The organism is Actinomyces sp. S6-Spd3, assembly GCF_000758755.1.
Classification (GTDB): domain Bacteria; phylum Actinomycetota; class Actinomycetes; order Actinomycetales; family Actinomycetaceae; genus Pauljensenia.
The window spans coordinates 1-11,757 of record NZ_JRMV01000274.1; the positions used below are offsets into that span (position 1 = coordinate 1).

Genomic DNA, 11,757 nt, shown 5'->3' on the forward strand with positions numbered 1-11,757 from the left:
GTTGCCGTGGTGGTGGGGGTGGAGGGAGTTGTTGTCGTGACGACGGGGGTCGGGGTCGTGGTCACCACGGGAGTAGGCGTGGTGGTTGTGACCGTCGGGGTCGGAGTCGTCGTTACCGCCGGGGTAGGCGTGGTTGTTGCCGTGGTGGTGGGGGTGGAGGGAGTTGTTGTCGTGACGACGGGGGTCGGGGTCGTGGTCACCACGGGAGTAGGCGTGGTGGTTGTGACCGTCGGGGTCGGAGTTGTTGTCACGGCCGGGGTAGGAGTCGTGGTCGTGTTGTCTTCGGTGGAGCCGCCACCGTCAGCAGTGATCACAGCCTTACCGTTAAGGACAACTCCGTTCACCGAAGCGTTGTTCTTGAAGGTTGCGGACTTTCCGACCATAGCCGGGTTCTTAATCTTGGTGTTGTAGGAGATCGAGTACACCGCATTTCCGGTGCCCTTGGGCCAAGTGGCGGTGAAGCCGGTGCCATCCGCCTTCTTCGTCACGGTGAAGACACCGCCGTTGATGGCGTCGCCGTTGGACACAGAGGTTGACTCGCCCAGCGGGAAATCATCACCGTTTGCCCACACGGACATTGAAGGCTCATTAGCTAGCGTGTAGCCGCCGTTGTCATCTTGGAAGATGTCCTCGACGGTAATGGTGCTCACAGAGATTCCTGATTCGATGACGTTGATCGACCAGTTGATTAGTGAGGCGTCGTCACTGTCGACGGTGCCACCCTTGTTGTGCTTGGTGGTCTTTCCGAGATTGGTATCACCGATTCCGGTGCCATCGCCGGGGAGGGGAACAGAGACGGGCTTACCGTCAATGGTGAAGGTGACCGCAGCTGCATTGGTCTTTGCTGCAGCGCTCATCTTCGCCCAGCCGGTGCCGGTGATGTTCTGGTGAGTATTCGCGTAATCGGTGAAAGTGCAGGTGATGATCGCACCGGGTTGAGGTGCGGGAGCCGAACACTTGACCGCAACTGCACCGTCGGGAGCCGTCATGTCGAACTCAAGCTTCGTGCCGGTTGCTGCGAAGGTATTGAGCTCTGCGGGAGCCTGGATAGTGAAGGTGTCGCCTTCACGAATGTTCTTGCCGGTCCCATCGATGGCGAAGTCGACCTGCATCATGGTGCCAATGCCGAGCTTGGTAGAACCACTGACGCCAGAAAGGTGGACATCTTTAACGATGTCATTGATGGTTGCTGCCTGAGAAGCACCTGCCTGAGAAACAACAATGTATGCCAATGCGAGGAAGCAAGAGAGGAGCATTGCGAGCCCCGAAACTGCTGATCCCGCAGCCTTTTTTACGCGTGTGAACACCTTAAAATCTCCTGAAATATCTGTGTGGGATATCTAAATATTAGTGAGTTTTGGTGTGGGGATTCAAGTGCGTATCGCTTTTGGGTATGGAAGCCCTCCTTCCCTTCTATGTTTTTGGGAAGGTGGGAGGGTGACTGAGTCGCATGCTGCTGCGCTTTGTAAGGGGTGCGTTCGGGTTGTTGAAGAAGAAACGTTACGTAGCTCACATTGTTGACAAGATGGCAACGTGGAAAAGTTAGCGCGCAGTGCTTGGTGTGAAATGATAAAGCAAAACCCCCGCGTTGCGGGGGTTTTATCTGGTGGCTCCGACCGGCGTCGATCCGGTGACCTTTCGATTTTCAGTCGAACGCTCTACCAACTGAGCTACAGAGCCAGGACCGAAACCTGCTGGCCTGGTCTTGCGACCCCGACGGGACTTGAACCCGCGACCTCCGCCGTGACAGGGCGGCGCGCTAACCAACTGCGCTACGGGGCCTCACAATAGGTGAAGCCTATTGAATTTTTCTTCACTGTCGACACGAACGACTTCGAAGAAGTACCCCCAACGGGATTCGAACCCGTGTCGCCGCCGTGAAAGGGCGGTGTCCTAGGCCTCTAGACGATGGGGGCCATTGTTCGGCCACCGGTCTGGCGTCCGAGGACGAAGAGAATATTAGGCAGAAGCGTGCCGTTAAAGCAAAAAGAATGACAGTGATGACCGTCACACAAGGACTTTTCGTTGAAATGGTGCATGTTTTTGTCATTGTCTCTCACGCAAGCATCAGGCGCTTTTCATTGATCGCGCATAGGCTTGATTGAGAAGATGATGAGCGACATAAGGATGGTTTGATGATTTTTCCTCTAGACGATTCCTCTCCTTCGCCTTCCCCCTCGGGGATTACCCAGGCAGCAGTCGACAATGCTCTCAATGTCGCATCGCTTGTTTTTGCTACTCTTGTTGGTGCTGCCATCGGCTTTTTCGTCGCTCTCGTAATCGCCATCATCGTGCGACCGATTGCCCGCCGCTCGCGCTACTTTGCCGCCATCGTTAAACGAGTTCGCACCTCCTTCTATCTGACAGCTCTGTCATGGGGCGCATGGATCGGCCTGCAGGTGATGCTCGTCAATACGACTCTCTCTGATTGGTCGAACGGTGGATTAGTTGGTTTCGCCTCGCATGTCCTGCTCATCGTTTCCGTTCTCACGACGACTTGGATGATCTATAACTGCGCCTGGATCTTCGAAGATGCTACGCAAATCCGTCAGGCACGTGACGGCGGTGTCTCCCGTAAATTCGAAACCCAAGCGCAAATCATTCGTCGCTTACTCCAAGTCCTCATCATCATCGTCGGAGTCTGCTTCGCTCTCTTCACTTTCGATGCCGCCCGCCAAGCGATGACGACCGTTCTGGCCTCTGCCGGTCTCATCTCCGTCATCGCCGGTCTTGCCGCGCAACAAACCTTGGGCAATGTCTTTGCAGGAATCCAGCTCGCATTCACTGATGCGATCCGTGTGGGTGATGTCGTGGTCGCTGGGGGAACGAATGCTCCCTCCGGAAAAGTCGAAGAAATTACCCTCTCGTACATCGTTGTTCGCCTCGCTGATGAACGTCGACTTATTGTCCCCTCTACCTATTTCACCTCAAACACTTTCGAAAATTGGACGCGTCGAGCCGCCAAACAGCTCGGCTCTGTCGAGCTCAAATTGGATTGGGCCGCTCCCATGACCCTGATCCGAAACCAGGTGCAAAAACTTCTCTTGGCAACGGACTTGTGGGACGGGCGCTCGTGGGCCGTCCAAGTCGCCGACTCGGATGCAACGACCATCACGGTTCGCATCGTCGTTTCCGCAAAGGATTCTGGGACACTGTGGGACCTGCGCTGCTACCTGCGCGAAAACATGATCCGCTGGATTGCTGAGCAAGAACCTGCAGTACGTCCATTGACCCGCATTCAGCCCCTCGATATTCAAAGCATCCAGCACGATACTTCTCGCGAGGCCATCGCCCGCCTCGCAAAGGAACTGTCGGGTATCGCGGTTGATACGACCGGTGCCCCTGATGCGCACACCACACACTCACCTGACTCTCCAGTTTCCACTTCGCCCACGGCCTCGACAGGGGAGGGGGAAGATGCCGTGCACGAGGTGCGCTTGCTTGCCGCGCGACAAAAGGCAAAGCGAGCGCGCAGGCGCGCAATGGCGCAACGTCAACGCGAATTGGCGGACACGGGAAGTATCCGAAGCGTTGCCCCCAGCCCCGCCGAAGAACAAACTCAAGTCTTCACGCAGACCATGCTCCACTCTCTCGTTGCCGAGCAACTGGCACAGAAGGTCGCAGAGGCCAACGCGCGCCTCGGCAAGCTTCACCCCGCGCCGCAGGAAACCGCGGTGCTTCCCGCCGCCTCGGCACCTTCTCGACCCCAGGAAACGGGTGCTCACCCCGAGGAAACAGTGATCCGCGGGGAACGTCTCTTTTCGGGATCTCCCGAGGCCGATGAACGCAACGAAATCTACGCCGGACCGGGTGAAGATGTCCTCGCTGAACGCGAGGCGGCAGCAAAGCGCCACCAAGAAGAAGCGGCGCGTAAAGACGGTGGCCCGCGCATTCCCCAAGATGCGACCCGCCCCCTTCCGGAGCCTCGAAGCGAGAGGAATTGATCATGAAAATTATTCGCACCCGCGATCGCGCAACGAAACTCGAACACCTCGCCCGCAGTGAGCAAAGTGCCCCAAGTGTGCATTTAAGCGAAGAGGAATGGCGTGAGCGTTTAAGTCCCCAGCAGTTCCTTGTCTTGCGTCAGGCTGGAACCGAAGCGCCTTTCACCGGTGAGCTATTGGAGGAACGGCGGGAAGGAACCTACGTGTGTGCCGCATGCGGGGCGCAGCTCTTCCCCTCGACAACCAAGTTCGATTCGCACTGCGGATGGCCAAGTTTCTATGAGTCTCTTCCCGGAGCCGTCAACTACTTCGAGGATATTTCCCATGGAATGAGGCGCATTGAAGTGCGTTGTGCAACCTGCGATTCGCATCTCGGCCACATTTTTGACGACGCACCAGATCAGCCCACTGGAAATCGCTTTTGTATGAACTCGTTGAGTCTTCATTTTGTACCTGCCGCTATGGCATAGTGGGTAGGTGCTCTCCCATCTTCGTGCACTCCTCACACATGTTTCTGCGCCCGTTCTGATCATCGGCGCAGCGCTCAGTGCGTACAGTGGTGCCGCGTTTGCAGTCACGATTTTTTCCGCGCTTGAGCCGGGTGTTATCGCGTGGCTGCGCGTCTTCATTGCGGGCATATTTCTATGCGCGCTGAGGCGTCCGTGGAGGGCCGGGCTGACCTGGAGAGATCTTCTTGAATCGGCACTCTTTGGCTTGTCCCTGCTGGCAATGAATGTCGCCTTCTATGAGTCAATTGATTACTTGCCGATGGGGGCAGCGGTGTCAATGGAGTTCATTGGCCCCGTTGTTGTTGCCGTTGTCCGAGGCCGAGGAATCGGCCCAAGAATTGCCGCAGTTCTGGCGATGGCTGGGGTTGTTGCCATTGGCGGTTTGGGCCTTGACCTGTCCGATGCGCGCACCTTCACTGGCATGAAATGGGCCGCGTTCACCGCAGCCGCCTGGGCGATTTACATTCTCCTTGGCCAGCGCGTTGCTTCGAAGCGATCGGGAGTCACGAACCTTGCTGTGGGCTGTGCGCTGAGCGGGCTGATCGTTGCGCCTTTTGTTCTCCACCAAGCTTCTCCCGCGATCACTCAACCTCGCATCCTGGGAATCGTCATTGTTGTGGCAGTCTTGTCAACGATTGTTCCCTGCTCTTTCGAGGCTATTGCGATGCACCGCGTCTCGGCGGCGGATTTCTCACTCTTCACCGCGCTTTCTCCCGCTTCCTCGCTTCTTGTTGGAATCATCATTCTTCGCCAGATTCCGACCCTATGGCAGATGATTGGTCTTCTCTTGATCTCCTTCGCGGTTGCGATCGCATCCCGACATGGCACCAAGGATCACGTTGTTCTCGCCGAAGAAGTGCATGAAATGGTTGAATTGGCCTCGTGACGAATCGAGCTCCCGTATCCCTGATCAACCGTGTTCCTGCCCAAATTCTGATCGTCGCCTCGGCGCTTATTCAATACAGCGGCGCCGCAGTTGCAGTCTTCGCTTTCTCGGTCGCCGAGCCGGCCTCGGTCGCCTGGTGGAGGGGATTCGTTGGCGGTTTGGTTCTGTGTGCGTGGGTGCGTCCGTGGCGAGGCCTTGATCGAGCGACCCTGAAGGGCGCTCTCTTCTTCGGCATTGCCCTGGTCTGCATGAACGCTTGCTTTTACGAGGCAATTTCCCGCATTCCCCTGGGGGCTGCGGTTTCGCTTGAGTTCCTTGGTCCTGTGACGGTTGCTGTTGTACGAGGTCGTGGCTGGGTGCCAAGAATCGCTGCCTTCTTTGCCTTGGCCGGGGTGTGTGCGATCGGCGGACTTGGGTTGGATTTGAGTGCTCCGAGAACCTTGGCTGGGGTTGTATGGATTCTGGCGGCCGGCGCATCGTGGGCAACTTACATCGTGTTGGGGCAGAAAGCAGCCTCGTCGAGCTCTGCGATGGTCAACTTGTCGCTGGGGTGTGCTTTCAGTGCGTTGATCTCTGCACCGATCCTTGGGCCCGGTGCGATGGCTGCTTTCAGCGATCGCAGGGTTCTGATTGCGGTGGTTGCTTTGGCCTTCTTGTCGACAGTTTTTCCCTATACGCTCGAGGCGATGGCAATGAAGCGGGTCTCTGCTGTGACTTTCGCTTTGTTTACCGCGCTTCTTCCCGCAACTTCTGCGCTGATCGGTGCGCTGCTTTTGCGCCGGATTCCTAGCCTCTGGCAGCTGGTGGGACTGGTGTGCATTTCGATTGCTGTGGGAATTGCGTCCTTGGCAGGACGTGCACATCCAGATGTCAATGCGAAAGATGCAGCCGTGGAATCTGTCGGTGTCCGGGGCACAGAAGAAGCAGAAAGCTAGAAAACGTAGAAGAAGTAGGCCCAGGGGGACTCGAACCCCCAACCCACGGATTAAAAGTCCGCTGCTCTACCATTGAGCTATAGGCCCGCGGGATTTCCCGCTATGTGGCCGGAAAACCGAACCAACCCCACCATCTTAATGGCAGGAGAGCAAATGGGCGAAACGCAACGCATCCCCAGGCGTCCCGCGATCTTGGACTATGCGCAGACTGAAGCAATTGTTGGCGCTCAGGATGTGGCGGATTCCTCGGTTCTCGCGCACTCGACTGCCTGGGCGTTGCTTGGAGTTGGTGATGAAGACTTCGACGCTCATGCGCTTGCGCGTTTGAAGGAGCTTGTCTCCACGGGTGGGATCCCTCTGGTTGCTGAGCTATGGGCCTCGAGTCCGGATTTCACTCTTCCCGGTGCATTGTGGCGGGTTTATTTGTTCCGCGAGTGGTACCACCGTGACCCTTTGATCGTGGCAGAGCTGTATCTTCTGGGACTTGCTGCCGAACGCGTCCCGGGCCTTGAACGTCCCTTGAATGATGCGCCGCTTGATGAAGTGATCGCACAAGCTGATGCGCTGCTGTTGGGAGAGCGCACAGATGATGATCTTGAGGAGATCTTCACTGCCATCGCACGTGCGATGCGGATTATTGCCGCTGGAGATCCTCGGGTTGGTCAGCAGTGGATTGATGATCCGCACGATGCCTTGGCCTACGGGGTGACCACGCGTGCTCGTGCGCTGGTCATGACCGCGCAGGAATTAGAGCGAGCCGCTTCCCGTGCTCGCATCGGCGATTTGGATTGAGCCTTTTATTTAGTATTGCGAAGTTACAAAAGGTATTGGCATCGTCTGAGCTGGCTGATAGTATGACGCAGGTAACAGCGACGGGGTGTGTGAATTTCTCAAAGTCGAGTTGTTCTCACAAGGAGTACCCATGTCTACTCGTAGACGCTTTGGAACCGCCTTTATCGCGGGCATTGCAGCACTTTCGCTGCTCACTTCGTGCTCTGGAGGTGCCTCAAAATCCTCTTCAGGAAGCGAGGAAAAACTCACCTTCATGATGCTCGGAGCATCGCAGAAATCAATCGAGCACATCGAGAAAAATGTCCTACCGGAATTCAAGAAGAAGACCGGTGTTACCGTCACTTTGCAGACTTCAGACTGGGGGAGTGCCTTCCAGAAGTACACGACCGCAGCTGCCTCGAAGCAGATGGCCGATGTCGTTTCTCTCGGCGCGATCTGGACCGCGCCGCTAGCTGATAAGGGAGCCCTTCTTGATCTTGGCCCGTACATGGACAAGTGGGCAGATAAAGACAAGATTTTCCCAGAGCTACTTAAAGACGGACAGTGGGACGGAAAGCAGTACTCGATTCCCTACGGCTTTGATCTTCGCGTTCCGGTCTACCGCAAGGACCTCCTCGAAAAAGCCGGTGTTGACACAACGAAACTCCCGACAACATGGGAGGAATTCCACCAAGTCGCACTCAAAGTGCGTGACGCCGGGATTTGCGAATCTCCGATTTTCTGGGGCACCGACAAATCCATCGGCCTCCAGCAAGGATTCGCTCAGCTCATGATGCAAAACGAAGCCAAGTACTGGAAAGAAGACGGGACATCGAACTTCTCTTCCCCGCAAGCTCGTGAAGCCTTGGACTTCTTGGTGACGAGCTTCAAGGAAGGAACCGCTGACTACCACCTGGTCTACTCCGGAAGTGGGGCGCGTCCTTTGGTTTCAGGTCAGTCGGCGATGGGCTTGGGATCTCGAAACGACTACTACAACGCCGAGAGCACGAACCCTGAGGTTGCCAAGCAGCTCCTCATTGGCCCCGCGCTGGTTGGTCCTTCGGCATCGAAGGGCGCTGCCGGAGCGTGGATCAACAAGCTCGCTATCGCAAAGAACTCCAAGAACCCCGATAAGGCCTTCGAGTTCATCTCCTTCCTCATGGAAAAGGACAACCTGAGTGCTTTTGATGAGAGCTATGGTGTTTTGCCAGTTCGTACCGATCTGGCTGAGGCTTCGTGGCTCGGTGAAACGGGACTCCAGCTCATGGCGCTGGCAAAAGACGCTCAATCACAGCCCCCGCACCCGGGCATGATGCAATTCGGCGGAGACATCAACAAGCTTCTTGATCCGGCAGTCCGCGGATCAGTGGGAGTGGATGAGACTCTTGCAGCAATAGACCAGAAACTCAACGCCTTCGGGCACTGACATGGCTCGTCAATTGAATACAGCTCGTTGCTCGTCGGCGCTGGAACGCCAGCGCCGACGAGCCGGCCTGTCACTGATTGCCCCGGGAGGGGTTGCAGTCATTCTCTTCACCCTCCTGCCTCTTGCACTTGCAGCAGTGTTTTCCTTTACCAAGTACGACCTGATTAATCCTCCAGAGTGGGTTGGTTTTGAGAACTACATTGGTCTCTTCTCCGATCAGGTCTTCCTACAAGCAATCGGTAACACCCTGTACTTCGCTTTCGGGCAGGTTGCTATCGGCGTCGTAGTCGCCTTTATGATCGCCATGCTCTTCAGTCAAAAACTGCATGGAAACTCAGTGATGAGAACGATCGTTTATATGCCGCAAGCGATGTCCTACGTCATTGTCGCCCTGTTCTGGTCTTTCTTCTTTGATCCATTTTCAGGACCAATCAACGAGTTTCTCCAAGACATGGGAATGCCAAAGATCTACTTCCTCACTGAAGCATCTACGGCAATGCCCTCAATTTTGCTTGTGTCCTTGTGGCGCAACATGGGCTACTACATGGTCATCTTGTTGGCTGGAATCCAAGCGATACCGCCCCAGCTCATTGAAGCCGCTCAAATTGATGGAGCCGGTGCTTTTCGTCGCTTGATTTACGTTGTGATACCGCAGCTGAAGAACACTTTGTTTTTCGTGGCAATCACCTGGTTAATGGGTGGTTTCCAAATGTTCACTCAGGCTTATGTCATGACCCAAGGTGGCCCTGAAAACTCCACGCGAACGATCGTCTACGAGCTCTATGAATCAGCATTCACCTACCTCGACATTGGGCGAGCATGCGCCATTGCTGTCCTGCTCTTCTCGACGGTGATCGTCGTTGGATTGCCCGTTCGCCTGTTCCAAAACCGGGCAGCACGTCGCAGTGCTACCCCCGAGCGCACGCTTGAGCACTCTGGAGGGACACGATGAGAAAAATTCTTCGATCTGGCATCTTCCATACCCTTGCCCTGATCATTACAGCTCTATACGTTGTTCCTTTGGCCTCAATTTTCTTGGTTGCCCTAGCCCCGGCAGATCGTGAATTACAGTTCGGTATCCCAGATGAATTCGCCTGGTCGAACTTCGCTGAAGCCATGCGTGCAGAGAACTTCCCGCTCTTCTTCGCGAACTCGCTAGTCGTGTCCTTGGCCTCGACGGTACTTCAGGTCCTTTTATGCGCGATGGCTGGCTATGCGCTTGCAAAGATGCCGATCCCGGGCAAGAAGACCATCATGCTCGTCCTCATTGCGCTCATCATTGTTCCGCCAGAAGTCATGATGGTCCCGCTTTTCGTTATCGTCACCCACGTGCCCTTCGCGGGAGGTAACGACCTTTGGGGAAACGGTGGCTCTGGATTACTGGATACCTACGCGGCCTTGGTTGTTCCGCACGTCATTTCCGCACTGTGTATTTTCTTGATGCGCCAGTTCTACTTGGATCTTCCCGATGAACTGGGTGAATCGGCACGAGTCGATGGTGCAAGTGAAGGACGTATTTTCTGGCAGATCTACACGCCCCTCGCGCTTCCAGCGGTTGCGGTCGTTTCGGTGCTTGCCTTCCAAGGAGCATGGAACGACTTCTTGTGGCCACTGGTATCCGTGAAATCAAACGATATGCGTACGCTCCAATTAGGACTCGCAGTGTTCTATCAAGAGAACTCAACTCAGTGGAGCCTGCTCATGGCAGCGGTCATTCTCATGACCTTGCCAATCGTCGTGATATTCCTCTTCGGTCAGCGCTACTTCACCGCCGGAGTCTCTGCTGGAGGTGTCAAGGAATGAGCCTGCGTCCCAATATCCTGCTCTTTCTCACTGACGATCAGGGTCCGTGGGCGCTTCCGTGGATCACGCCTGAACTGCGCATGCCCGCCTTGGAAAAATTCGCCTCGGAGGCGTATGTCTTCACGCAGATGCACACGCCCTCACCGGTGTGTTCTCCGGCGCGCGCATCGATCCTCACTGGAACCATGCCCTCCACTCACGGTGTGCACGATTGGCTCACGGGGACTCGGCATCCTCGCGCTCATCCCGACACCTACCTTGACCATCTCGAAACTCTCCCGCAGATTCTTCATCGCTCGGGTTACACCTGCGCACTGAGTGGCAAGTGGCACCTAGGAGACTCTTGCGAGCCTGCACCGGGATTCTCCTCTTGGTACGCGCATCGCTACGGGGGCGGCCCATACATGGGGGCGCCGATTTGGAAAGATGGTCACGAGGCCGAGGAGGAGTTGTACTTCACCGATGCAGTTGGCGTCCATGCCCTCGAGTTCCTTCGCACGCGAGCGGCCGAGACGAGTGGAAGCAGTGAAAAGAAACCTTTCTTCCTCTTTGCTGCGACAACGGCTCCGCACGATCCGTGGGGAGAAGACCAGCATCCCGATGAACTCCTCGACATTTACGAAGACGAGGAATTCCCTTCGATTCCACGAGAGGAACCCCATCCTTGGGCCGATTACCAACGGGTACATCAATTCTCTGATGCCTATCGAGATCCCGTTCCTTCGCTTCGTGGCTACTGTGCTGCGCTCAGCGGAGTCGATCGGGTGTTCGGCGCCCTCGCCGATGAGCTCAAGAAACAGGGGGAGTGGGAAAACACGATCGTGATCTTCATGTCTGATAACGGCTTCTCTTGTGGGCATCACGGAATCTGGGGAAAGGGAAACGGTACTTTTCCACTGAACTTCTGGGATAACTCCGTACGAGTTCCCTTCCTGATTCGAATTCCCGAGGCCGTCGCCGCTTCCGTCGGTATTGATCCGCAGCGTGGTCGTGGGTATGCCTCGCCGGTCGAGGAACTAATTTCTAGCCTCAATTTGTTCACGAGCTTGTGTGAATTGGCCGGGGTTGAATGCGCGGATGATCAACGCCGGGGCGAAGGCACACTGGTCGATATCCTTCGAGGCAAGTCGGGCAGCGAGTCTGTCGCAGTTTTCGATGAATATGGAGCCGCACGAATGATCCGACGTGGGATGCTCAAATACGTCTGGCGTGAAGAAGGACCAGAGGAACTTTACGACCTCGAATGCGATCCCGATGAACGCCGCAATCTCATCGATGATCCGACCTACAGTGGAATTCAATCCGAGTTGAGAAACGAGCTTGACCATTGGTTTGAGGCCCATGAGGATCCACGATTTTCCGGTATTGGTCTGGATGTTACTGGCCTTGGCCAGATCATGCCCCTGTGGCGCTCCCGCGAAACAGAGGCCTTCGTCCAATTCGGTGAGGAATAGAAACACCATTTCGGACATTTCCGGCAGGT

General features: G+C 55.8%; 10 protein-coding genes and 4 tRNA genes. 9 read left to right on the forward strand and 5 right to left on the reverse strand.

What is annotated here, in order from left to right; translation table 11 throughout:
* From HMPREF1627_RS03455 to HMPREF1627_RS03470, 4 genes are all read right to left on the reverse strand, one after another.
* A partial coding sequence (locus HMPREF1627_RS03455; protein ID WP_234305233.1) for an Ig-like domain-containing protein occupies positions 1 to 1,307 on the reverse strand: 1,307 nt, incomplete at its 3' end.
* A gap of 297 nt (positions 1,308 to 1,604) precedes the next feature.
* Positions 1,605 to 1,680, reverse strand: a tRNA-Phe gene (locus tag HMPREF1627_RS03460).
* A gap of 28 nt (positions 1,681 to 1,708) precedes the next feature.
* A tRNA-Asp gene (locus HMPREF1627_RS03465) sits at positions 1,709 to 1,782 on the reverse strand.
* A gap of 61 nt (positions 1,783 to 1,843) precedes the next feature.
* Positions 1,844 to 1,916: transfer RNA gene (locus HMPREF1627_RS03470), tRNA-Glu, on the reverse strand.
* A 219-nt stretch (positions 1,917 to 2,135) separates the two neighbouring features.
* Between HMPREF1627_RS03470 and HMPREF1627_RS03475 the strand changes: the two genes are divergently transcribed.
* Genes HMPREF1627_RS03475 through HMPREF1627_RS03490 form a run of 4 tightly spaced genes read left to right on the forward strand, consistent with a single transcriptional unit; the run spans position 2,136 to position 6,274 of the window.
* The gene (locus tag HMPREF1627_RS03475) at positions 2,136 to 3,944 is read left to right on the forward strand and encodes a mechanosensitive ion channel family protein (protein ID WP_034501198.1); all 1,809 of its coding nucleotides are present in this window, start codon (positions 2,136 to 2,138) and stop codon (positions 3,942 to 3,944) included.
* Between the two features lie 2 nt (positions 3,945 to 3,946).
* The gene (gene msrB, locus HMPREF1627_RS03480) at positions 3,947 to 4,414 is read left to right on the forward strand and encodes a peptide-methionine (R)-S-oxide reductase MsrB (RefSeq protein WP_034501199.1); all 468 of its coding nucleotides are present in this window, start codon (positions 3,947 to 3,949) and stop codon (positions 4,412 to 4,414) included.
* Between the two features lie 7 nt (positions 4,415 to 4,421).
* Complete coding sequence (locus HMPREF1627_RS03485; RefSeq protein ID WP_034501200.1) at positions 4,422 to 5,339, forward strand: EamA family transporter; 918 nt, start codon at positions 4,422 to 4,424, stop codon at positions 5,337 to 5,339.
* On the forward strand, positions 5,336 to 6,274 hold the full coding sequence (locus HMPREF1627_RS03490; protein ID WP_034501201.1) for an EamA family transporter: 939 nt from the start codon (positions 5,336 to 5,338) through the stop codon (positions 6,272 to 6,274). The genes HMPREF1627_RS03485 and HMPREF1627_RS03490 overlap by 4 nt, the downstream gene beginning before the upstream one ends.
* A gap of 15 nt (positions 6,275 to 6,289) precedes the next feature.
* On the opposite strand, the gene HMPREF1627_RS03495 is transcribed toward HMPREF1627_RS03490, so the two are convergent.
* Positions 6,290 to 6,361 (reverse strand) — tRNA-Lys (locus tag HMPREF1627_RS03495).
* A 66-nt stretch (positions 6,362 to 6,427) separates the two neighbouring features.
* Between HMPREF1627_RS03495 and HMPREF1627_RS03500 the strand changes: the two genes are divergently transcribed.
* The 5 genes from HMPREF1627_RS03500 (at position 6,428) to HMPREF1627_RS03520 (ending at position 11,728) form a co-directional block, all read left to right on the forward strand.
* Positions 6,428 to 7,066: a hypothetical protein gene (locus HMPREF1627_RS03500; RefSeq protein WP_034501202.1), complete on the forward strand. Its 639-nt coding sequence runs from the start codon at positions 6,428 to 6,430 to the stop codon at positions 7,064 to 7,066.
* Positions 7,067 to 7,196: 130 nt separating this feature from the next.
* Positions 7,197 to 8,471 (forward strand): ABC transporter substrate-binding protein, encoded by a 1,275-nt coding sequence (locus HMPREF1627_RS03505; RefSeq protein WP_034501203.1) that lies wholly within the window; start codon positions 7,197 to 7,199, stop codon positions 8,469 to 8,471.
* A 1-nt stretch (position 8,472) separates the two neighbouring features.
* Positions 8,473 to 9,423 (forward strand): carbohydrate ABC transporter permease, encoded by a 951-nt coding sequence (locus HMPREF1627_RS03510; RefSeq protein ID WP_052040825.1) that lies wholly within the window; start codon positions 8,473 to 8,475, stop codon positions 9,421 to 9,423.
* Positions 9,420 to 10,274, forward strand: coding sequence for a carbohydrate ABC transporter permease (locus HMPREF1627_RS03515; protein ID WP_034501204.1), 855 nt, complete (start codon positions 9,420 to 9,422; stop codon positions 10,272 to 10,274). Before HMPREF1627_RS03510 ends, HMPREF1627_RS03515 begins: the two co-directional genes overlap by 4 nt.
* A complete protein-coding gene (locus HMPREF1627_RS03520; protein WP_052040826.1) occupies positions 10,271 to 11,728 on the forward strand; it encodes a sulfatase-like hydrolase/transferase in 1,458 nt (485 codons plus the stop codon). Before HMPREF1627_RS03515 ends, HMPREF1627_RS03520 begins: the two co-directional genes overlap by 4 nt.
* Positions 11,729 to 11,757 lie beyond the last annotated feature (29 nt).